The organism is Streptomyces sp. NPDC001507 (genome assembly GCF_042894765.1).
Classification (GTDB): Bacteria; Actinomycetota; Actinomycetes; order Streptomycetales; family Streptomycetaceae; genus Streptomyces.
Map to the genome: position 1 here is coordinate 700,464 of NZ_JBIAVV010000002.1, position 20,838 is coordinate 721,301.

The window sequence follows — 20,838 nt, forward strand, 5'->3', positions numbered from 1 at the left end:
CCAGGGCCGAGAACCCGCACCGCGCCTCCCTGCTCCGGTGCCTCCCTCGGCGGCTACACGGTCATCGGCCGGTCGTGCGGCGATATCGGCCAGGGCAGTCGCGAACTCCCCGTCAGGTAGTGGTCGACGGCAGCCGCCACCGCCCGCCCCTCGGCGATCGCCCACACGATCAGCGACTGCCCGCGAGCCGCGTCCCCGGCGGCGAACACCCCCGGTACGTTCGTGGCGAACCCCGCGTCCCGGGAGATGGTGCCGCGCGGCTCCGTCGCCACCCCCAGCTGGTCGATGAGCCCGTCCTCCCGGTCGGGCCCGGAGAAACCGAGCGCCAGCAGCACCAGGTCGGCCGGGAGCGTCCGCCCGGTCCCCGGCACCGGCAGCCGCGCCTGGTCCACCTCCACCAGATGCAGCGACCGCACGTGCCCGCTGCCGTCACCCGTGAAACGGAGCGTCGAGGCCGCGAACAACCGGGCGTCCGCGTCCGCCGAGGGCGCCGTCTCCAGGTCCCGCGCCTCCTCGTGCGCCGCAGACAGCCGGTAGATCTTCGGATACGTCGGCCACGGCTCGATGTCCTCGTCCCGCTCCGCGCCCGGCTGCGCGTAGATGTCCAGCTGGGTCACCGACGCGGCCCGCTCCCGCAACGCCGTCCCCAGACAGTCCGCCCCCGTGTCACCCCCGCCCACGATGACCACATGCTTCCCGGCCGCCGACATCGGCGACTCGGCCAGATCGCCCTCGCACACCCGGTTGGACAGCGGCAGATACTCCATCGCCTGGTGTATTCCGTCCAACTCCCGGCCTGGCACCGAAAGTTCCCGCCACGCCGTCGCCCCGGTCGCTATCACCACCGCGTCGTACCTGGACCGCAGCTCCGCCGCCCGCAGGTCCCGACCGACCGCCACCGACGTACGGAACTTCGTCCCCTCGGCCCGCATCTGGCCGAGCCGCCGCTCCAGATGGCGCTTCTCCATCTTGAACTCCGGGATGCCGTACCGCATCAGCCCGCCGAGCCGGTCGTCCTTCTCGTACACAGCAACCGTGTGCCCGGCCCGCGTCAGCTGCTGCGCCGCCGCGAGCCCCGTCGGCCCGGACCCGATCACCGCCACGGTCCGCCCGGACAGCCGCTCCGGCGGCCGCGGCGAGGTGAAGCCCTCCGCCCAGGCACGGTCCGCGATGGCGCACTCGACGTTCTTGATCGTGACCGCGGGCTGGTTGATCGCGAGCACGCACCCCGCCTCGCACGGCGCCGGGCACAACCGTCCGGTGAACTCGGGGAAGTTGTTCGTGGCGTGCAGCCGGTCGCTCGCCGCCCGCCAGTCCTCCCGCGACACCAGATCGTTCCACTCCGGGATGAGGTTGCCCAGCGGACACGCGTCGTGACAGAACGGCACCCCGCAGTCCATGCACCGGTCCGCCTGCTTGCTGATGATCGGCAGCAGCGCGCCGGGGACGTACACCTCGTCCCAGTCCCGGACCCGCTCCTCGACGGGCCGCCGCGGCCACTCCTCGCGCGGCGTGGTCATGAACCCCTTGGGATCGGCCATGGTCGTCTTCCTCGCATGCGGTACCCCAGGCCGTGCGCCATCGGGCGGCACTCTTTCGGCCACGATACGTCCCCTCGGGTACGCCCGCAGAGTGGCCGAGAGCGCTTTCTGGCGGGGGTTTCCTCAGCGGGGAGCCAGCCGGCTGCCAGGCGGGATCCAGCCCCTGTCCAGCCTGTGTCCGGGCGGGGGGGCCGACGGGCTCCCACGGCACCCTCAGGACAGGCTCAGGACAGGGCCAGTACGTAGACGACCGCCGCCGCGGCCGCCGCGACCGTGCGCACGTGGTTCCAGAACGTCCACTCACGCACGTACACCGGCCAGTAGGAGACGGCCTCCGGGGCGCCCGGCTCCAGTTTGGCCAGCGCCTCGTTCCGCGGCACGTTGGCCACCACGGTCAGTCCGAAGGAACCGAACAGATACAGTCCGCTCCCCAGCAGCAGCGCCACCTTCCCGTCATCCGGCCAGACCACGAACGTCACCACCGCGATCATCGCGCACACCACCGCCGATCCCGCGAACACCAGCATGAACACCGGGGTCAGGGCCGCCCGGTTGATCGCGTTCATCGCGCCGACCCCCTGCGCCGGCGGCAACGAGGCCAGCCCGCGCATCACGAAGGTCGAGAACCCGCAGAACACCCCCGCCATCAGTCCGGCGCCCAGCACCCCCAACAGGACCAGCACGTAATACGGCCCGTCGATCACGACCACCACACCCACTCTCGCCCCTGGACGTCTCCGCCTCTTGGATCAATGCCCACGGGCCACCCCTTCCCATGACTGTGAAGCCCGTCCACATCCACATCCGACCAGATTCACCTCCACCTCCGTCCCCGCTCCTGCCGGCCACCACGCCCCGGTTCCTGCCCGCCACCGCGGCCGGGTCCCTGCCCGCCGTCACCCGGTCAGGCGGACCGTCACCCCGGCCTCCCACTCCCGCAGCACCGCCTCCACCGTCCGCGCGATCCGCCGCCGCGCCTCGTACCGCGGCACCCCGCTCATCAGCAGCTGGTCGTACGGCGTGTCCACGTGTCGTACCCCCGCCACCACCGCCGAGACCACCGCTCCCTGCGTCAGCGCCCGTCCGGCCGCGGTCCGCCCGACCCGCCCGCTGCCCCGTACCGACGCGTGGGCCGCGATCGCCCTCGCCCGCTCCACCGGGCAGCCCGGGAACAGACGCAGGATCTCCGCCGCGAACGCCTCCGTGAACCGCACGTCCTCGGCCGCCCGCCGCTTCGCGTCCCGCGCCCGGCGCCGCCGCCGTGCCTCTGCGTCGGCCAGGCACCGCGACTCGGCCCGGGCCAGCGCGGCCTCCTCGACCAGGACGCCCTGTCGCTCGTACCGGCTCCTGCGCCGGTTGAACCGGACCACCACCGCCGACAGCGTGCTCTCCTCCCGCGACCGCCGGGTCAGTGCCGTGTCGCCCCGGGGCAGGAACACCAGATGCCCGAGATCGGCGCACTCGAGGCACCGCGGCACGCCGTCCTCCACCACGAGCAGCGACAACGGCCCCCGCCTGCATGCCGCACACCGTTTGCGCCGCAGCGGCTGAACAACCAGAAGTCCGCCGTGGTGTGGGGGAGTTGCGAGGCGTGTCATATGCGGTACTTTCCCCTCCCCGAGGACTGATCTCACGTCGTTCGCGCCCCGGCCGGCCCGGCGCCGGCAGCCTCCCGCCCGGCTCGCGGCCCGTCCCGCCGACCGTCACCGGTGTCCCGCTCCGCAACCACCCACGGCCTCCCGAACGGCCGACCCGGCATCATGATCCTGTGCGACTCGAAGCGATCACCTGGGACCGGCTCGCCGAGCGTCTCGCCGAGCGGCTGGCCGAACTGAAGCCCGCCGACGGGAGCGCCTGGCCACGCGTCGCCTTCGACGGCGCCCCGGCCGCCCGGCCCGGCGACCTGGCGGAGCGCGTCGGCGAGGCGCTGCGCGTACGGGGCCGGCCGTCACTCGTCGTGGGCGCCGAGGGCTTCCTGCGCCCCGCCTCGCTGCGCCTGGAGCACGGCAGGCGCGACGCGGAGTCGTACTACGGCGGCTGGTTCGACACCAACGCCCTGTGGCGGGAGGTCTTCGGCCCTCTCGACCCCGGCGGGACCGGCCGCGTGCTGCCCGATCTGTGGGACCCGGCCACCGACCGCGCCACCCGCAGCCCCTATGTCCAACTCCCGCCCGGCGGCCTCCTGCTGCTGCACGGACCGCTCCTGCTGCGGCACTGGTTCCCGTTCGACCTGACCGTCCACCTCCTCCTCACTCCTGGCGCCCTGCACCGCCGTACCCCCGAGGCCGATCACTGGACACTCCCCGCCTTCGAGCGCTACGCGGCCGAGACCGACCCCGCCGGCACGGCCGACGTCCTGGTCCGCGCCGACGACCCGCGGCATCCGGCGTGGAACGGCTGAGCGACCCCGCGGCGGGACCGGACCACCCCGCTCAGGACGGGTGCGGCCGGGCGGCTCAGAGCCAGCCGTTGCGCCTGAAGCCGCGGTACAGCACCAGGCACGCCACGGATATGACGCCGATGACGAGCGGATAGCCGAACCGCCAGTGCAGCTCCGGCATGTGATCGAAGTTCATGCCGTACACACCGCACACCATCGTCGGCACGGCGATCACCGCGGCCCAGGCCGTGATCTTCCGCATGTCCTCGTTCTGCGCGACCGTCACCTGCGCCAGATGCGCCTGGAGGATGGAGTTGAGCAACTCGTCGAAAGCCGCGATCTGCTCCTTCGCCCGCATCAGATGGTCGAACACATCCCTGAAGTAGGCCTGTATCTCCGGGGAGATCACCCGTATCGGCCGGGTGGTCAGCTCCTCCATCGGCCGGCCGAGCGGCACCACCGCCCGCTTCAGCTCCAGGAGCTCACGCTTCATCTGGTAGATCCGGCCCGGGTCGGTCCGCGCGCCGTTCTCCGCGAAGACGGCCGCCTCGACCTGGTCGATGTCGCCCTGCACAGCGTCCGTGACACTCAGGTAGTCGTCGACCACGTGGTCCGCGATGGCGTGCAGCACCGCCGCAGGCCCCTTGGCGAGCTGGCTCGGCGTGGCCTCCAGCTCCTCACGCAGCGGCCCCAGCGAGCCGTGCCGGCCGTGCCGCACCGTGATCACGAAGTCCTCGCCGACGAACACCATGATCTCGCCGGTGTCGACCACCTCGCTGGTCGCGGTCAGCTGCTCATGCTCCACGTAGCAGACCGTCTTGAACACCGCGAACAGCGTCTCGCCGTACCGCTCCACCTTCGGGCGCTGATGGGCCTCGACGGCGTCCTCCACGGCCAGCGGGTGCAGGTCGAAAAGCTCGGCGATGCCCGCGAACTCGCTGTCCGTCGGCTCGTGCAGCCCTAGCCAGACGAACCCGTCGCCCCGCTTGCGCACCCGCTCCACCGCGGAGAACAGGTCGCTGCACTCCGGAACCCGCACCCCGTCCTCGTACGTCACGCAGTTGACCACCGAGGAGCCCAGCGGGGACCGTGCGTGATGGTTCAGGTCGACGCGGGGCCGCCGCCGGGCCAGCCGCGCCACCCTGCGCAGGCCGCCGGTCCTGCCCAGCCCCGTGACCTTCCGCAGATTCCCTGCCATCGTCATCCGGATCTCCTTGCATGGATCCACTCGCGCAACGCTTCCCGCCCTGCCCGGCCAGTCTGCCAGCCCGGTGTGAGACACGGGTAAGCCTGTGGGAACGGCGAGTTCCGGTTGGTTCCCGCCTGTGGACAACCGGACTCCCGGCCCTGTTCCCGGCCTGTGGTCCCGAGCCGGAATACCGGCCGCCCGTGCTCCCGGCCCGTGTTCCCGAGCCATGAGCCTGGCAACTGAAATCATCGCTTCATGACGCAGGCCGACGGATATCTCCTCGACAACCGCCAGAACGAGGCCGGACAGCGCTTCGACGCCTTCGCGGACCTCTTCGATCCGACCACCTTCCGCCACCTCGACGCGTTCGGCCCCGGACCGGGCTGGCGCTGCTGGGAGGTCGGTGCCGGCGGCACCTCCGTGGTGTCCTGGCTCGCCGGGAAGGTGGGACCGACGGGACGCGTCGTCGCCACCGACATCGACACCTCACTGCTCGCCACGGCCGCCCACCCGCCCGTCGAGGTCCGCACCCACGACGTGGGCGCCGAGGAGCCGCCGGGGGAGGGCTTCGACCTGGTGCACGCCCGGCTCGTCCTGGTCCATGTGCCGGACCGAGAACGGGCGTTGCGTTCCATGATCAAGGCCCTGCGTCCCGGCGGCCGACTGCTGATCGAGGACGCCGACCCGGCCCTCCAGCCCCTCACCTGCCCCTACGAGTACGGCCCCGAGCAGCAGCTCGCCAACCGCCTGCGCCAGGGCTTCCGCAAGCTCCTCGCCGAACGCGGCGCCGACCTGTCGTACGGCCGCAAACTTCCACGGCTGCTCCGCGAGGCCGGGCTGCACGACGTGGCGGCCGACGCCTACTTCCCCGTGGCCTCGCCCGCCTGCACCGCCCTGGAGACCGCCACCGTCCAGCAGATCCGGGACCGGCTCGTCGCGGCCGGCCTCGCCACCGACGAGGACATCGACCAGCACCTGGCCAACGTGGCGACGGGCAGCATGGACCTCGCCACCGCCCCGATGATCTCCGCGTGGGGCCGCAAGGCGTAGGCCCGCCGCTCGGGGCGGGAGCGCCGCGCCTGGGTCAGTCGCGGGCGCGAGCGCAGCGCCCGGGTCAGTCGCGGGCGGGCGGTCTCGCACCCACGCGTTCCACCGCCCGCGCGCCCGCCCGGCAGCCCAGCGCCGCCGCCTCCCGGGCGTCCGCGCCGGCGACCAGCGCGGCGAGGAACGCCCCGGTGAAGGCGTCACCGGCGCCCGTGGTGTCCCGGGGCGTCGCCGACGCGGCCGGGACGCGTGCGAGGACGCCGCCCGCCTGGGCCACCAGCGCGCCGTCGGCCCCCGCCTTGGCCACCACCAGCGGCACCTGGCGGCTCAGCTTGGCCGCGGCGTCCGCCGGATCGGGCAGCCCCGTCAGCAGACAGGCCTCGTCCCGGCTCGGCAGCAGGACGTCGACCCCCTCGACGAGCGCCAGAAAGCGGTCCACGCCCAGTGCCACGAGGAACCCGGCCGACGCCGGGTCCAGGCTCACCGGTACGCCACGCGCGCGGGCCGCCGCCAGGGCCGTCGCCACCAGGGCCCGGCTCGGCTCGGAGAACAGCAGATAGCCCGAGAGATGCAGCCGGGCCACCCCGTCGAGCAGCGTGTCCGACCAGTCGGCGGGCTCCAGCCGCAGGGACGCCCCGCTGTCCGTGAGAAAGGTCCGCTCGGCCGAGGCACCGTTGTCGACCAGGCAGATCACCGTCCCCGTCGCGGCCTCGGGGTCCACCACGAGCCGGGACCGCACCCCGGCGGCGGCCAGTTCCCGCTCGTGCCACCGCGCCGAGTCCGCACCCACCCGGCCCAGCAGCCGCACGTCCGCACAGCCCGTGTGCGCTGCCCAGCAGGCCACATTCGCGCCCGCCCCGCCCGGCAGGGTCCGGATCACGGCCGCCGTGTCCGTGCCGACCGCGAGCGGCCCCCGGTACCGCGCGACCACATCGGTGACGACGTCCCCGACGACCAGCAGCGCCCCACCCGCCGCCTCCCCGCGAGCCATCGCCTCCCCGCGAGGCATCGCCTCTCCGCGAGTCGGCCCGTCCCTGGGCGGCGTCACCACCGCACCGGGTGCCGCGGGTGCAGCCGCCCCTCCCGGCGCCGGCGCCCGCCCGGTCGTCACCCCCTGGCCCACGCAGAGGCGATCCGCGCCGCCAGCCCGACATTGCCGCGCACGGCCGCCAGGTTGGCCTCCAGCGAGGCGCCGTCCGTGTGCCGCACCAGATAGTCGAGCAGGAACGGCGTCACCGCCTGGCCGGTGATCCCTTCCGCCTCGCACGCGTGCAGCGCGTCGGCGAGCACGCGCGCGTGCAGCGCGGGGTCGAGCTGCTCCGCCTCCGGGACGGGGTTGGCGACGATCAGCGCCGAGTCCGCCGCGTCCAGCGCGTCCTGCGCCCGCATCACGTCCGCGACCTGCTCCGGAGTCCGAAGCGTCCAGTCGACCGGATGCCCGGAGTCGGACAGGTAGAAGCCGGGGAAGCGGTCCGTGCCGTAGCCCGCGACGGCCACACCCAGGGTCTCCAGACGCTGGAGGGTCGCCGGCACGTCGAGGATCGACTTCACACCCGCGCACACCACCGTGATCCGGGTGCGTGCCAGCAGCCCCAGGTCGGCGGACTCGTCCTGGGTGGCCGTCCACTCACGGTGCACTCCGCCGAGGCCGCCCGTCGCGAACACCCGGAGGCCGGCCAGCGCCGCCAGCTGCGCCGTCGCCGACACGGTGGTAGCCCCGCTCGCCCCCGCGGCCACGGCGAGCGGCAGGTCGCGGTGGCCGAGCTTGCGGATCCCGTCCTCGTTGGCGATCCGCTCCAACTGGTCCTTGTCCAGACCGACATGGGGCCGCCCGTCCAGCACGGCGATGGTTGCGGGCACCGCACCCGCCCGCCGTACCGTGTCCTCCAGCTCCAGTGCCACCTGGAGGTTGCGCGGGCGCGGCAGCCCGTGCGCGATGATCGTGGACTCCAGGGCCACCACCGCGCGGCCCGCGCCGAGTGCTTCCCCGACCTCTTCCGACACCACCAGCACCACGCCTGCCTCCTGTCCGTCGGTCCTCCCTCATCCCTGGCGGGGGCCGTACCCGGATAAACGCTTGGGGCATGTGGGGGATGCCACCAGCCTGGGCGGCATGACGAATCACCCGGTACGTCTGGACCACGTCGTCCTCTGGGTCGCCGACCCGGCCGCCGCGGCCGGGTTCTACGAGCGGATGCTCGGCCTGGAGCCGCTACGGGTCGCCGAGTTCATCGCCGGCGAGGTGCCCTTCCCCTCCGTACGTGTCACCGAGGAGACCATCATCGACCTCGCGCCGCGCACCCTCGCCGAGCGCATGCCGGTCCTTCCCGGCGCCGACGGCAGCGCGGGCCACCCCGTCAACCACGTCTGTCTGTCCCTGCCGTCCGACGCCTTCGACGCCCTGCGCGCCCGCCTCGCCGAGCACGCCGTCCCCATGACCGACATCGGACACGACTCCTTCGGCGCCCGCGGCACGGCCCCGCGCACCTTCTACTTCAGGGACCCCGACGGCAACGCCGTCGAGGCACGGCACTACGGCTGACCGCGCCGGCGGGGCCGCACGGCCGGAGTCCGGGGACCGCGCCTCAGAACAGCGGCTCGGGCAGCACGCCCTCCAGGGCGAGCAGCTTCCGCTTGGTCTCCAGACCGCCCCCGAACCCGCCGATCCCGCCGTCGCTCTCCACCACCCGGTGACAGGGCACGACGACCGGCAGCGGATTGGCGCCCATCGCCGCGCCCACCGCCTGCGCCCCGCCGGGCTGCCCGACGCGACCCGCCAGGTCGCCGTACCCGACCACCGTGCCGTACGGCACACCGGCGGCCAGTTCGCGCAGCACCTGGCGGTTGAAGCCGGAGATCAGCGACCAGTCCAGCGGCAGGTCGAAGTCCTGCCGCCGGCCCGCGAAGTACGCCCGAAGCTGGGATATCGCCTCGGCCAGCACCGGCTCCGTGGGATCCTCGACGGGCTCGGCGCCCAGCCGGGCCGCCAGCCGCTCCACCGTCCGCTCCCGTACCGCCTCGGTGGCGTGGAACACCACGTTGACCAGGCCGCTGCCGGTCGCCGCGAGCAGCAGCGGACCGATGTCGGTGCCCACGACGGCCCACACCACCCGCTGCCCGTACTGCCCTTCGCTGTCCATGCGACCCACCGTACGGCCCGCCACTGACAATGCCCGTCGCCCCGGCCCGGGTCAGCTCGCGCACAGTGCGGCCCGCACCACGTCCGGCTTGTTGGTGATGATCCCGTCCACCCCGTAGCCGACGGCCTTCCAGGTGGTGACCGCGTCGTCCACCGTCCAGGTGAAGACCCGCAGCGGCCGGCCGTGCGGCCCCTTGAGCGCGTGCACGTTCCGTACGTAGCCGGCGGAGACCGACTCCACCGAGGGGTTGATCAGGTCCACGAAGCCCGCGTACCGCCGCAGGGAGCCCACGGCCGGTGTGCCGAGGTAGCCGGTCGTCACGGCCGGCCGGAGAGTGTGCACGGTGCGCAGGCTGTCCGCGCTGAAACTCTGCACGACGAGCCGGTCCAGATGCCGGTGGTCCAGCCAGCCCTCGCTGCCCAGCAGCTGGAGGACCTGCTGCTCGATGCCGGGATACAGCTCGGGGTTCTTGATCTCCAGGAGCAGCTTCTCGTGGTTGTGCTCGACCCGGCGCATGTACTGCGCCAGCGTCGGAACCCTCGTGCCCCGGTACGACGGGGAGAACCAGCTGCCCGCGTCCAGCCGGGCGACCTCGGCCGCGGTGAAGTCCCTCACCTTCCAGGGCGCCCGGCCGGGGAAGACCTTTGCGGCGTCGGTGGTGCGCCGGAGGCTGTCGTCGTGGATGACGACGAGCCGGCCGTCCTTGGTGCGCTGGACGTCGTTCTCGACCCAGGTGAAGCCCAGTGCGGCGGCCTTGTCGATGGCGGCCAGCGTGTTCTCCGGGGCGTAGGCGGCGGCGCCCCGGTGCGCGAGCACCGTGGGTTCGGCGGCGTCGCCCGCCCGGGCGGCGGGGACGGGGCTCAGCAGGGCTGCCGTTCCCAGCAGCGCGGTGGCCGTGGCGGCGACTGCGCGCGCGTGCATGCGCACTCCTCACGTGGAACGAATACGGACAGCACAAGAGTGACAGCAGGGAGTCAACAGGTCGCGGGTGCGGGATGACCACAGATCGAATGGAGTCGCCCAAGCCCGCTCACCGTTGCCGCACAACTGAGGCAAGGGCGTGTTTCTTTGCCGGAAAATCGTTCGACCATTCCGGTGCGGGTCATACTCTCTGCGTCAACCCTGACCGCTCGGGCGGTCCTGGGACGGGGGCGTATGGCACACATTCCGGGACGCAAAGGGTGAAGGGCAGCCGCGCATGCAGGGCACGGTCGACGGATTCAGCTACGGGCTCGTCACCCCGCTGGTGGCCTATCTGATGGCCTGCCTCGGTGGCGCCCTCGGGCTGCGCTGCACGACCCGGGCGATGCTGGTGGCCCACTCCTGGCGCCCCGCCTGGCTCGCCCTGGGCTCGGCGGCGATCGGCTCCGGCATATGGACCATGCACTTCGTCGCCATGATGGGGTTCAGCGTCGAGGAGACGCCGATCCACTACGACAAGCCCCTCACGTACGCGAGCCTCGGCCTCGCCATCGTCATGGTGGGCGTCGGGATCTTCATAGTCGGCTACCGGGGCGCCACCGGAACCGCGCTCTTCACGGGCGGCACGATCACCGGTCTGGGCATCGCCTCGATGCACTACCTGGGCATGGCCGGGCTGCGCCTCAACGGAACCCTGCAGTACGACACGGTCATGGTCGCCGCATCGGTCGTGACAGGGGTCGTCGCCGCCACCTCGGCACTGTGGGCTGCCGGGCAGGTCCGCGGTTTCCTGTGGAGCGTCGGCGCGAGCCTCGTCATGGGGCTCGCCGTCAGCGGCATGCACTACATCGGCATGGCCGCCCTCACCGTCCACCTGCACGGCGCCGGTGTGACGCCGCCGGGCGACTCCCCCGCCTCCCTGCTCGCCCCCATGCTGATCGGCCCGCTGGCCTTCCTCTGCCTGGCCGCCGTCGTCGTGATCTTCGACCCGCTGATGGTCACGGGCAAGCCCGACCAGGTCCGCGTGGAGCACAAGCCGGGCGTCCCGGCCGACGAGGTCAGCCACCACCCGAGCCGCCGCCCTCAGCTCCGCGTCGGCCGTCAGCAGAGCCACCACAGCGCGCGTACACCGTAAAACCGCTGATCAGAGCCGGTTGTCAGTGCGGGGTCGTACGGTTGAACCCATGCGGCCCGTTTCCCACATCGAACGCACGGTGGCGCCCTTCGAGGTCGTCAGCCCGTACCAGCCCAGCGGCGACCAGCCGGCGGCCATCGCCGACCTGGCCAGGCGCATCGAGGCCGGGGAGAAGGACGTCGTCCTCCTCGGCGCGACCGGCACCGGAAAGTCCGCCACCACCGCGTGGATGATCGAGAAGCTCCAGCGCCCCACCCTGGTGATGGCGCCGAACAAGACGCTGGCCGCCCAGCTGGCCAACGAGTTCCGCGAGCTTCTCCCGAACAACGCGGTCGAATACTTCGTCTCGTACTACGACTACTACCAGCCCGAGGCGTACGTCCCGCAGTCGGACACCTACATCGAGAAGGACTCCTCGATCAACGAGGAGGTCGAGCGGCTGCGTCACTCCGCCACCAACTCGCTGCTCACGCGCCGCGACGTGATCGTGGTCGCCTCGGTCTCCTGCATCTACGGCCTCGGTACCCCGCAGGAGTACGTCGACCGGATGGTCCCGCTGCGGGTCGGCGACGAGATCGACCGCGACGACCTGCTGCGCCGCTTCGTGGACATCCAGTACACGCGCAACGACCTCGCGTTCACCCGCGGCACCTTCCGCGTCCGCGGCGACACCATCGAGATCTTCCCGGTCTACGAGGAGCTCGCCGTCCGCATCGAGATGTTCGGCGACGAGATCGAGGCGCTGTCCACCCTGCACCCGCTCACGGGCGAGATCATCAGCGACGACCGGCAGCTGTACGTCTTCCCGGCCTCCCACTACGTCGCGGGACCCGAGCGCATGGAGCGGGCCGTCAACGACATCGAGAAGGAGCTGGGGGAGCGCCTGGCCGAGCTGGAGAAGCAGGGCAAGCTCCTGGAGGCCCAGCGGCTGCGCATGCGCACCACGTACGACATCGAGATGCTCCGCCAGATCGGCACCTGCTCCGGCGTGGAGAACTACTCGATGCACTTCGACGGCCGCCTGCCCGGCTCCCCGCCGAACACCCTGCTCGACTACTTCCCGGAGGACTTCCTCCTGGTCATCGACGAGTCGCACGTCACCGTGCCGCAGATCGGCGCCATGTACGAGGGCGACGCCTCCCGCAAGCGCACTCTTGTGGACCACGGCTTCCGGCTGCCCTCCGCCCTGGACAACCGCCCGCTGAAGTGGGAGGAGTTCCAGGAGCGGATCGGGCAGGCCGTGTACCTGTCGGCGACCCCCGGCGCGTACGAGCTCTCCCGCGGGGACGGTGTCGTCGAGCAGATCATCCGCCCCACCGGTCTCGTCGACCCCGAGGTCGTCGTCAAGCCCACCGAGGGGCAGATCGACGACCTGGTGCACGAGATCCGCAAGCGCACCGAGAAGGACGAGCGCGTCCTGGTCACCACGCTCACCAAGAAGATGGCCGAGGACCTCACCGACTACTTCCTGGAGCTCGGCATCCAGGTGCGCTACCTGCACAGCGACGTCGACACCCTGCGCCGCGTCGAGCTGCTGCGCGAGCTGCGCTCCGGCGAGTACGACGTCCTGGTCGGCATCAACCTCCTCCGGGAGGGCCTCGACCTGCCCGAGGTGTCCCTGGTGGCGATCCTCGACGCCGACAAGGAGGGCTTCCTGCGCTCGGGCACCTCGCTGATCCAGACCATCGGCCGCGCGGCGCGCAATGTCTCCGGCGAGGTCCACATGTACGCCGACAAGATCACCCCGGCGATGGAGAAGGCCATCGACGAGACCAACCGGCGCCGGGAGAAGCAGGTCGCGTACAACAAGGCCAACGGCATCGACCCGCAGCCGCTCCGGAAGAAGATCAACGACATCGTCGCGCAGATCGCCCGCGAAGAGGTCGACACCGAACAGCTGCTCGGCTCGGGCTACCGCAAGCAGAAGGACGGCAAGGGGGCCAAGGCTCCGGTGCCGTCGCTGGGCGACAAGGCGGCCAAGGGTGCGAAGGCCGGCAAGGCGGCCAAGGGCAAGGCCAGGGAAGCGGTGCCCACGGACCGCCCGGCTGCCGAACTCGCGGAGCAGATCGAGGAGATGACGGAGCGCATGCGTGCCGCCGCCGCCGATCTGCAGTTCGAGATCGCCGCCCGGCTGCGTGACGAGGTCTCCGAGATGAAGAAGGAACTGCGCCAGATGAGGGAGGCGGGCCTGGCCTGACCTCTGATCCCCTGCCGAACCCCGGCAAGTACGCGAAGTGTTGCAAGACCGACACAAAGCACGGGCCGGGGTTCGGCACTGTCAGCGGCGCTGCATAGGGTTTTGGTCAACCGCGGACTCCGCGGCGGCAGGGGACAACCGACGAGGGGAAACAGCCGTGACCGTCAACATGACCAAGGGTCAGGCCATCAGCCTGGAGAAGAAGGACGGCGGCTCCCTGAGCGCGGTCCGCATGGGCCTTGGCTGGAAGGCGGCGCCCCGCCGCGGGCTGTTCGGCTCGCGCACCCGGGAGATCGACCTGGACGCCTCGGCGGTGCTGTTCGCCGACAAGCAGCCCGTCGACGTGGTGTTCTTCCGGCACCTGGTGAGTGACGACGGCTCGGTCCGCCACACGGGCGACAACCTCGTCGGCGGCGCGGGCCAGGGCGGCGACGACGAGGCCATCCTCGTCGACCTCGCCCGCGTGCCGGTCCACGTCGACCAGATCATCTTCACCGTCAACTCCTTCACCGGCCAGACCTTCCAGGAAGTGCAGAACGCCTTCTGCCGGCTCGTCGACGAGACCACCGGCCAGGAACTCGCCCGTTACACGCTCGACGGCGGCGGCGAGTACACCGCCCAGATCATGGCGAAGGTGCACCGGTCGGGATCCGGCTGGACGATGACGGCCCTGGGCGTCCCGGCCAGGGGCCGCACCTTCCAGGACCTGGTACCGGCGATCCTGCCGATCCTCTGAGCGCTTCGCCGTAAAAAGGGGGCGCGGGGGCTGTCCGGCCGCGGTCCGTCAGCGCCCCGAAGGGGCGCGAGGAACTGCGCGACGCCCCCGACGGCGCCGCGGTGGACCGACGGCATACCGGGCACTCCCGGCGGAGCACTCAGTCCCGGCACACGAGGACACGACAAACAGGGGGACGTGGGCAATGGCGGCCGAGCTGGTGCGCGGGCAGAACCACCCGCTCTGGCAGAACCGGATCGAGATCCGGATCTCGGCTGACGTACCGGTCGTGGCCGGGGCCTCCCTCGCCGACGAGAGCGGCCGGGTACGGGGCACCGACGGGGTGGCCCATCCTGGCGCGCCCACCCTGCCCGGGATCGAGGTCTCCCGGCAGGCGGCAGCCGAACACCGGCTCGCCGTCGACCTCGACGCCATGCCCGCGGCGGTGCACCGGGTCAGCGTCCTGATCGCCCTGCCCGCCACGCCCGGCGCTCCGCCCCGTTTCGGCGCCCTCGCCGCACCGCGTGCCGCGGTCACCGGCCTCGACGGCACCGAGGTCGCCGGCTATACCCTCATCGGGCTGGACGCCGAGTCGGCGGTCGTCGCCCTGGAGCTGTACCGACGCCAGGGCGCCTGGAAGATCCGCGCGGTGGGCCAGGGCTACGCGGAGGGCCTGACGGGGCTCCTCGCTGATCAGGGCCTGCCCGGCGCCGCCGAACTCGCCCGCGGGATCGAGCAGGCGGTGGCGCGCGGCGTGGCCCGCGCGGTCCCGGCCCGCACCGCGGACACCGACCGCTCCCGGTGTACGGCCGCCCCCGTCACCGGCGCCGACCTGCCGGACACCGCTTCCGCAGCCGGATCTCCCTACGATGCCCAGACACCCGACGGCACGGCCGGCCGACGTGCGACCTCCGACGGGCCCGCCGAGTCCGAACCGGCGCCCGGCGACGCCGGCAGGCTCCCGGCTTCCGGCGGACCCGGCGCCCCGGCGACCGCCACTTCCTCCGGTGGCACCGGCGGCCCCATCGACTACACGCATCCGAAGCGCCGCCAGGCGTCCCGGCCCCCGGCCCCCGAGACTCCGGCCCCGGCGGACGGGCCCGCGCCGCCCGTCGCCGGTGACGCCGCCGGCTGGTCCATGGACGAGCGGCTCTACAACCAGGTCTGGGGCATGTTCGAGGACCTCGCCCGCTCCACCGCCGCCTACCGCAGCGCTGTCGACTTCGCCGAGTCGCGCATGGAGAAGGAACTCGACCAGGTCCTCTCCGACCCGCGCAGCCGGCTGGGCTCGGCGGGCGACGCCGCACGCGAGGCGGTCCAGGCCCGGCAGGCCCGGCTGGTCGATCAGGCGCGAGCCGCGCTCGACCGGGACCTCGCCCAGCTCACCGCCGAGTCCGAGGTCGTCGAGCCCGCGCTGCCACCCGCGTACGCGCGCTGGGACAACCCGGTCTGGCACGGATACCGGGTGCCGACGGAGTCACCGATGGCCGTCCGGCTGGGTGACCTCCACCTTCCGGAGAGCGCCCCGCTGCGCATCCCGATGCTGGTCCGGCTGCCCCTGGAGCGGGGCCTCTGGATCGACAGCGGTGTGCCCGATGCATCCCTGTTCGAGGAGGCGGGTGAGTTGCGGCACCTCGCCCTGCAGACGGCGGTGGCGCTCGCGGCCCGGCTGCTCGCCGTCCACCCGGCGGGGGAGTTCGGCGTGCAGGTCGTCGATCCGGCGGGTGCCGGTGCGTCCGCGTTCGCACCGCTGACGGGGGCCGGTGTGCTGGACGCGCCGCCCGCGGCGGGCGCCGCCGGTGTGGCGGGTGTGCTGGGGCGGCTCACGGAGCGCGTCGACCTGGTGCAGATGGCGGTGCGCGGTGGTGCGTCCGACGCGCTTCCGCCCGGTCTGGACACCTCTCGGCAGCTGCTGATCGTGCACGACTTCCCGCACGGCTTCGACGACCGGGCCGTCACCCAGCTGCGCTATCTCGCGGACGAGGGCCCCGACGTCGGCGTCCATCTCCTGCTGGTCGCCGATCGCGAGGACGCCGCCGCCTACGGCCCGTTGCTCGATCCGCTCTGGCGTTCACTGATGCGACTCACCCCGGTACCCGACGACCACCTGGCCGACCCGTGGGTGGGGCATGCCTGGACGTACGAGCCCGGCCTCGTGCCGCCCGGCAGTCAGGTGCTTCAGCAGGTGCTCGCCAGAGTCGCGACAGCCCGCACCAAGCACATGTAAAGGGCTCTGACCAGCAAACTTGACCTTTCTTTTGTCAATTACTTTACCTTTCCTTGGTGATTGGGGTACTGTTTTCCGTACGGAGGGGAGTACTCCCTGTCTGCTGCGGCGTACCCGTCAATACGGATCCGGTCGGATCCCGGGGCGCCGGCCCGTCCCGGGTGGAAGAGACCTCCGGTAGCGCAACGCCGAATCTTTGCCGTTCACTAACCGGAGGCAACAGTGGATGTATCCGTGACCCTGTGGGTCCTCACCATCCTGGGGCTCGCCGCCCTGATCGCGGTGGACTTCTTCATCGGCCGCAAGCCGCATGACGTGTCCGTCAAGGAAGCCGGTATCTGGACCGTCGTCTGGATCGCCCTGGCCGGGCTCTTCGGCCTCGGCCTGCTCGTCTTCGGTGGCGGCCGGCCCGCCGGCGAGTTCTTCGCGGGCTTCATCACCGAGAAGTCGCTGAGCGTCGACAACCTCTTCGTCTTCGTCCTGATCATGGCGAAGTTCGCCGTGCCCTCGCGGTACCAGCAGCGGGTGCTGCTCGTCGGTGTCCTCATAGCCCTGGTGCTGCGGGCCGTCTTCATCGCCGCGGGCGCCGCGATCCTCGCCAGCTTCTCGTGGGTCTTCTACCTCTTCGGCGCCTTCCTGATCTGGACCGCCTGGAAGCTGATCCAGGAGGCCCGGGCCGATCAGGAGGAAGAGGAGTTCGAGGAGAACAAACTGCTCAGGGCCGCCGAGCGCAGGTTCGGCGTGGCCGACCGCTACCACGGCACCAAGCTGTGGATCCAGCAGAACGGCAGGCGGGTCATGACCCCGATGCTGGTCGTGATGCTCGCGATCGGTACGACCGACGTCCTGTTCGCGCTGGACTCCATCCCCGCGATCTTCGGCCTGACGCAGGACCCGTACATCGTCTTCACGGCCAACGCCTTCGCGCTCATGGGCCTGCGGCAGCTGTACTTCCTCATCGGCGGACTGCTGAAGAAGCTGGTCCACCTCTCCTACGGCCTGTCCGTCATCCTCGGCTTCATCGGCGTCAAGCTGGTGCTGCACGCGCTGCACGAGTCCGGCGTCCACGTCCCGGAGATCAGCATCCCGGTCTCGCTCGGCGTGATCTGCGCGGTCCTGGCCGTCACCACGATCACCAGTCTCAGGGCGTCCGGGAAGCAGGCGGCGGCCGAGGCGGCGCAGGCCCGGAGCGAAAGCGCTCCGAAGGACAGCATCGACGTCTGACCACGTCGGACGTAGGAACAACCACCCCGCGCAGCGGTGCGAAGCGCATTGCCGACCCACCGCCCCGGATGCTTCGTTGGGTGGCGGAACGTCCCCGGTCCGGGGGCGCCGCCGCCCGGTGGAGGCAACCGTGACATTCGTCCAGATCATCGAGTTCGAGACCGACCGCATCGACGAGCTGAAGGCCCTCGCCGACGAGATGGGCACCCGGCTCGCCGGCCGCGAGAACAGCCCCACCCGCCGCCTGATCCTCCGGGACCGGAACCGGCCGGGACGCTACCTCGGCGTGATCGAGTTCAACTCCTACGAGGAGGCCATGCAGAACAGCGACGACCCCGAGACGAGCAAGTTCGCCGAGCAGATGGCCGCCCTGTGCACCCGGCCGCCGTCCTTCACCGACTGTGACGTCGTGGACCTGACCGACTTCACGTAATCCTCCGACCGACCGCACCCGACCGCCCCGGGGGCCGCGCCGCGCCGGCGACAGGCCCCCGGGAGCCCGAAAGGACCGGAATGCGAAGCCCGTACGCCTCTGTCACGATCGCTGCATGATCACTCGGCTCAGGTCGCTCACCACCCAGTGGACGCTCCTCGTGCCGGTGCTCGCGGTCGTCCTGCTCCTGTTCACCTGGGGCCGGAGCCTGCCCGGCGCGGTCGTCGCGCTGGTCACCGTGGTCCTCGCCGGATCGGTCCTCGCCGCGGTCCATCACGCCGAGGTCGTGGCCCACCGGGTCGGCGAACCCTTCGGCTCCCTGGTCCTCGCCATCGCCGTCACGATCATCGAGGTCGCCCTGATCGTCACCCTCATGGCCGACGGCGGTGCCAAGAGCGCCACCCTGGCCCGGGACACCGTCTTCGCGGCCGTGATGATCACCTGCAACGGCATCGTCGGCCTCTGCCTCCTCGTCGCCTCACTCCGCCACGGCACCGCGGTCTTCAACCCCGAGGGCACCGGCGCCGCCCTGGCGACCGTGGCCACCCTGGCCACGCTCAGCCTGGTGCTGCCGACTTTCACCACCAGCAAGCCGGGCCCGGAGTTCTCCGGGGTGCAACTGACGTTCGCGGCGCTGTCGTCGCTGATCCTGTACGGACTGTTCGTCGCCACCCAGACCGTGCGCCACCGCGACTACTTCCTGCCGATCACCCGGCAGGGCGACCCGATCACCGCCGACGACCACGCGGCGGCCCCGTCCGCACGGGCCGCCTGGACCAGCCTCGGTCTGCTCGGCCTCGCTCTCGTCGGAGTCGTCGGACTGGCCAAGGGCGTGTCGCCGACGATCGAGTCCGGCGTGGCGGCGGCCGGCCTGCACCAGGCCGTGGTCGGCGTGGTCATCGCGCTGCTGGTCCTGCTCCCCGAGACCATCGCCGCACTGCGCTCGGCCCGCCGTGACCGGGTGCAGACCAGTCTCAACCTGGCGCTCGGTTCGGCCATGGCCAGCATCGGCCTGACCATCCCCGCCGTGGCCCTGGCCTCCGTCTGGCTCTCCGGCCCCCTGGTCCTCGGTCTGAGCGCCACCCACATGCTGCTGCTCGCGCTGACCGTGGTGGTCAGCTCCCTGACAGTGGTCCCGGGCCGGGCCACACCGCTGCAGGGCGGCGTCCACCTGGTGCTGTTCGCCGCCTATCTGGAGCTGGCGATCAACCCGTAGCGGATCGGGGGGGCCTCACCCGGCGACCGGCTCGACCTCCGCCACCGGCACCGGCACCGGACGGGTCTCGGGCAGCAGCGCGAAGCAGCCCAGGCTCAGCAGCGCGATCGCCGTCAGATACGTCCCCACGGCCCACGGCACGCGCCCGCTGTGCTCCGCCAGTGCCGTCGCGACGATCGGCGTCAGCGCGCCGCCGAGGACCCCGCCGAGGTTGTAGCCGACGGCGGCACCGGTGCAGCGCACCCGGGGCTCGTACAGCTCCGGCAGATAGGCGGCGACGACCGCGAACATCGTGATGAAGGCGACCAGGGCACCGGTGAACCCGATGAACATCAGCAGCGGCTGCCCGGTCGCGAGCAGCGCGACCATCGGGAACATCCACAGCGCCGAGGCCGTGCACCCCACCAGGCACAGCGCCCGGCGCCCGTAGCGGTCGCCCAGCAGGGCCATCACCGGCGTGAGCGCCCCCTTCACGACGACGGCGGCCATGACGCACGTCAGCATGACGGTACGGCTCACCCCGAGCCGCTCAGTCCCGTACGCCAGCGACCAGGTCGTCACCGCGTAGAACACCGCGTACCCGACCGCGAGCGCCCCCGCCGTCAGCAGCACCAGCCGCCGGTGGTGCCGTACGACCTCGGCGAACGGCATGCGCGCGGGCTCCTCGATCTCCAGGAACTGCGGACTCTCGGGGAGCGACGAACGCAGCCACAGGCCGCTCAGTGCCAGCACCCCGGCCGCCCAGAACGGCACCCGCCACCCCCACTGAGCGAACTGGGTGTCCGTCAGGGACGCCGACAGGACCAGCATCACGCCGTTGGCGAGAAGGAAGCCGAAGGCCGGGCCGATCTGCGGAAAGCTCGACCACAGGGCGCGCCGTCCGGCGGGCGCGTGCTCCGCGGTCAGCAGTACCGCCCCGCCCCACTCCCCGCCGAGCCCCAGCCCCTGCAAGAAGCGCAGCACCAGCAGCAGCACGGGGGCGGCCATGCCGATCGTGTCGTACGCCGGCACGAACCCGACCGAGACCGTCGACGCGCCCGTCAGCAGCAGCGACGCGACCAGCACCGGGCGCCGGCCGCGCCGGTCCCCGAGGTGCCCGAACAGCACCGAGCCCAGCGGCCGGGCCACGAACCCCACACCGAACGTTCCGAACGCCGCCAGCGTCCCCGCGAGCGGGGAGAACGTCGGGAAGAACAGCGGCCCCAGGACGAGTGCCGCGGCCGTCCCGTAGACGAAGAAGTCGTAGAACTCGATCGCGGTCCCGGTGAGCGAGGCGGCCGCCAGTCGCAACATCGAGGGGACCCTTACGGTGCGTGTATCAAGCATGCTCCGTCAACTACCCAGGGTGATCGCGGGTTACGGGGGCGCGCGGTGGTGAGGCGCCCCTCACAGGAGCCGCCGCGCACCGTGATAGACCGGACCGAGCAGCGGTCCTCCCGGGCCGTTCGTCGTTCCCATGGCTGTCGCACCGAGTTT

General features: G+C 71.7%; 19 protein-coding genes. 10 read left to right on the top strand and 9 right to left on the bottom strand.

Going from position 1 to position 20,838, the window contains the following annotated elements:
- Nucleotides 1-53: 53 nt before the first annotated feature.
- The 3 genes from ACFY0K_RS09315 to ACFY0K_RS09325 form a co-directional block, all read right to left on the bottom strand.
- The gene (locus ACFY0K_RS09315) at nucleotides 54-1,541 is read right to left on the bottom strand and encodes a glutamate synthase subunit beta (protein WP_390639292.1); all 1,488 of its coding nucleotides are present in this window, start codon (nucleotides 1,539-1,541) and stop codon (nucleotides 54-56) included.
- Between the two features lie 224 nt (nucleotides 1,542-1,765).
- A complete protein-coding gene (locus ACFY0K_RS09320) occupies nucleotides 1,766-2,245 on the bottom strand; it encodes a DUF1772 domain-containing protein (RefSeq protein WP_390639478.1) in 480 nt (159 codons plus the stop codon).
- Between the two features lie 192 nt (nucleotides 2,246-2,437).
- Complete coding sequence (locus ACFY0K_RS09325) at nucleotides 2,438-3,139, bottom strand: DUF2293 domain-containing protein (protein ID WP_390639293.1); 702 nt, start codon at nucleotides 3,137-3,139, stop codon at nucleotides 2,438-2,440.
- A 170-nt stretch (nucleotides 3,140-3,309) separates the two neighbouring features.
- Between ACFY0K_RS09325 and ACFY0K_RS09330 the strand changes: the two genes are divergently transcribed.
- The gene (locus ACFY0K_RS09330; protein WP_390639294.1) at nucleotides 3,310-3,942 is read left to right on the top strand and encodes a uridine kinase; all 633 of its coding nucleotides are present in this window, start codon (nucleotides 3,310-3,312) and stop codon (nucleotides 3,940-3,942) included.
- A gap of 55 nt (nucleotides 3,943-3,997) precedes the next feature.
- Here the strand turns inward: ACFY0K_RS09330 and corA are convergent, their stop codons facing one another.
- Nucleotides 3,998-5,125 (bottom strand): magnesium/cobalt transporter CorA, encoded by a 1,128-nt coding sequence (gene corA, locus ACFY0K_RS09335; RefSeq protein WP_351958371.1) that lies wholly within the window; start codon nucleotides 5,123-5,125, stop codon nucleotides 3,998-4,000.
- Nucleotides 5,126-5,365: 240 nt separating this feature from the next.
- Here corA and ACFY0K_RS09340 point away from each other — a divergent pair, with 240 nt between their 5' ends.
- On the top strand, nucleotides 5,366-6,160 hold the full coding sequence (locus ACFY0K_RS09340; protein ID WP_390639295.1) for a methyltransferase domain-containing protein: 795 nt from the start codon (nucleotides 5,366-5,368) through the stop codon (nucleotides 6,158-6,160).
- A 64-nt stretch (nucleotides 6,161-6,224) separates the two neighbouring features.
- Here the strand turns inward: ACFY0K_RS09340 and ACFY0K_RS09345 are convergent, their stop codons facing one another.
- Entirely contained in the window at nucleotides 6,225-7,145 is a 921-nt protein-coding gene (locus ACFY0K_RS09345; RefSeq protein ID WP_390639296.1) for a carbohydrate kinase family protein, read from the bottom strand.
- 116 nt (nucleotides 7,146-7,261) lie between these two features.
- Nucleotides 7,262-8,170, bottom strand: a complete 909-nt coding sequence (locus tag ACFY0K_RS09350; protein WP_390639297.1) for a pseudouridine-5'-phosphate glycosidase — start codon at nucleotides 8,168-8,170, stop codon at nucleotides 7,262-7,264.
- 97 nt (nucleotides 8,171-8,267) lie between these two features.
- Between ACFY0K_RS09350 and ACFY0K_RS09355 the strand changes: the two genes are divergently transcribed.
- Nucleotides 8,268-8,696: a VOC family protein gene (locus ACFY0K_RS09355; protein ID WP_390639298.1), complete on the top strand. Its 429-nt coding sequence runs from the start codon at nucleotides 8,268-8,270 to the stop codon at nucleotides 8,694-8,696.
- Between the two features lie 43 nt (nucleotides 8,697-8,739).
- On the opposite strand, the gene ACFY0K_RS09360 is transcribed toward ACFY0K_RS09355, so the two are convergent.
- Together ACFY0K_RS09360 and ACFY0K_RS09365 are read right to left on the bottom strand one after the other, a co-directional pair.
- Nucleotides 8,740-9,294, bottom strand: coding sequence for a methylated-DNA--[protein]-cysteine S-methyltransferase (locus tag ACFY0K_RS09360; RefSeq protein ID WP_390639299.1), 555 nt, complete (start codon nucleotides 9,292-9,294; stop codon nucleotides 8,740-8,742).
- A 51-nt stretch (nucleotides 9,295-9,345) separates the two neighbouring features.
- Nucleotides 9,346-10,215 (bottom strand): glycerophosphodiester phosphodiesterase, encoded by an 870-nt coding sequence (locus ACFY0K_RS09365; protein WP_390639300.1) that lies wholly within the window; start codon nucleotides 10,213-10,215, stop codon nucleotides 9,346-9,348.
- A gap of 277 nt (nucleotides 10,216-10,492) precedes the next feature.
- Between ACFY0K_RS09365 and ACFY0K_RS09370 the strand changes: the two genes are divergently transcribed.
- From ACFY0K_RS09370 to ACFY0K_RS09400, 7 genes are all read left to right on the top strand, one after another.
- The gene (locus ACFY0K_RS09370) at nucleotides 10,493-11,350 is read left to right on the top strand and encodes an MHYT domain-containing protein (protein ID WP_390639301.1); all 858 of its coding nucleotides are present in this window, start codon (nucleotides 10,493-10,495) and stop codon (nucleotides 11,348-11,350) included.
- A gap of 49 nt (nucleotides 11,351-11,399) precedes the next feature.
- Complete coding sequence (uvrB, locus tag ACFY0K_RS09375) at nucleotides 11,400-13,547, top strand: excinuclease ABC subunit UvrB (RefSeq protein WP_390639302.1); 2,148 nt, start codon at nucleotides 11,400-11,402, stop codon at nucleotides 13,545-13,547.
- 157 nt (nucleotides 13,548-13,704) lie between these two features.
- Nucleotides 13,705-14,283 carry a TerD family protein gene (locus ACFY0K_RS09380; protein WP_093504447.1) on the top strand — a complete coding sequence of 193 codons (579 nt, stop codon included), beginning with the start codon at nucleotides 13,705-13,707 and terminating at the stop codon, nucleotides 14,281-14,283.
- A gap of 184 nt (nucleotides 14,284-14,467) precedes the next feature.
- Nucleotides 14,468-16,489, top strand: a complete 2,022-nt coding sequence (locus tag ACFY0K_RS09385; protein ID WP_390639303.1) for a TerD family protein — start codon at nucleotides 14,468-14,470, stop codon at nucleotides 16,487-16,489.
- 222 nt (nucleotides 16,490-16,711) lie between these two features.
- Entirely contained in the window at nucleotides 16,712-17,713 is a 1,002-nt protein-coding gene (locus ACFY0K_RS09390) for a TerC family protein (RefSeq protein WP_390639304.1), read from the top strand.
- Between the two features lie 130 nt (nucleotides 17,714-17,843).
- The gene (locus ACFY0K_RS09395; protein ID WP_390639305.1) at nucleotides 17,844-18,146 is read left to right on the top strand and encodes a hypothetical protein; all 303 of its coding nucleotides are present in this window, start codon (nucleotides 17,844-17,846) and stop codon (nucleotides 18,144-18,146) included.
- Between the two features lie 115 nt (nucleotides 18,147-18,261).
- On the top strand, nucleotides 18,262-19,362 hold the full coding sequence (locus ACFY0K_RS09400) for a calcium:proton antiporter (RefSeq protein WP_390639306.1): 1,101 nt from the start codon (nucleotides 18,262-18,264) through the stop codon (nucleotides 19,360-19,362).
- 15 nt (nucleotides 19,363-19,377) lie between these two features.
- Here ACFY0K_RS09400 and ACFY0K_RS09405 read toward each other — a convergent pair whose 3' ends face one another.
- Nucleotides 19,378-20,655 carry an MFS transporter gene (locus ACFY0K_RS09405; protein WP_390639307.1) on the bottom strand — a complete coding sequence of 426 codons (1,278 nt, stop codon included), beginning with the start codon at nucleotides 20,653-20,655 and terminating at the stop codon, nucleotides 19,378-19,380.
- Nucleotides 20,656-20,838: the final 183 nt, after the last annotated feature.

What these genes read in the sequence shown, in the direction of transcription:
- ACFY0K_RS09315 (WP_390639292.1), bottom strand. Translation starts at nt 1,541, where the DNA reads ATGGCCGATCCCAAGGGGTTCATGACCACGCCGCGCGAGGAGTGGCCG.
- ACFY0K_RS09325 (WP_390639293.1), bottom strand. Translation starts at nt 3,139, where the DNA reads ATGACACGCCTCGCAACTCCCCCACACCACGGCGGACTTCTGGTTGTT.
- corA (WP_351958371.1), bottom strand. Translation starts at nt 5,125, where the DNA reads ATGACGATGGCAGGGAATCTGCGGAAGGTCACGGGGCTGGGCAGGACC.
- ACFY0K_RS09340 (WP_390639295.1), top strand. Translation starts at nt 5,366, where the DNA reads ATGACGCAGGCCGACGGATATCTCCTCGACAACCGCCAGAACGAGGCC.
- ACFY0K_RS09345 (WP_390639296.1), bottom strand. Translation starts at nt 7,145, where the DNA reads ATGGCTCGCGGGGAGGCGGCGGGTGGGGCGCTGCTGGTCGTCGGGGAC.
- ACFY0K_RS09355 (WP_390639298.1), top strand. Translation starts at nt 8,268, where the DNA reads ATGACGAATCACCCGGTACGTCTGGACCACGTCGTCCTCTGGGTCGCC.
- ACFY0K_RS09360 (WP_390639299.1), bottom strand. Translation starts at nt 9,294, where the DNA reads ATGGACAGCGAAGGGCAGTACGGGCAGCGGGTGGTGTGGGCCGTCGTG.
- ACFY0K_RS09365 (WP_390639300.1), bottom strand. Translation starts at nt 10,215, where the DNA reads ATGCACGCGCGCGCAGTCGCCGCCACGGCCACCGCGCTGCTGGGAACG.
- ACFY0K_RS09370 (WP_390639301.1), top strand. Translation starts at nt 10,493, where the DNA reads ATGCAGGGCACGGTCGACGGATTCAGCTACGGGCTCGTCACCCCGCTG.
- uvrB (WP_390639302.1), top strand. Translation starts at nt 11,400, where the DNA reads ATGCGGCCCGTTTCCCACATCGAACGCACGGTGGCGCCCTTCGAGGTC.
- ACFY0K_RS09385 (WP_390639303.1), top strand. Translation starts at nt 14,468, where the DNA reads ATGGCGGCCGAGCTGGTGCGCGGGCAGAACCACCCGCTCTGGCAGAAC.
- ACFY0K_RS09400 (WP_390639306.1), top strand. Translation starts at nt 18,262, where the DNA reads ATGATCACTCGGCTCAGGTCGCTCACCACCCAGTGGACGCTCCTCGTG.
- ACFY0K_RS09405 (WP_390639307.1), bottom strand. Translation starts at nt 20,655, where the DNA reads ATGTTGCGACTGGCGGCCGCCTCGCTCACCGGGACCGCGATCGAGTTC.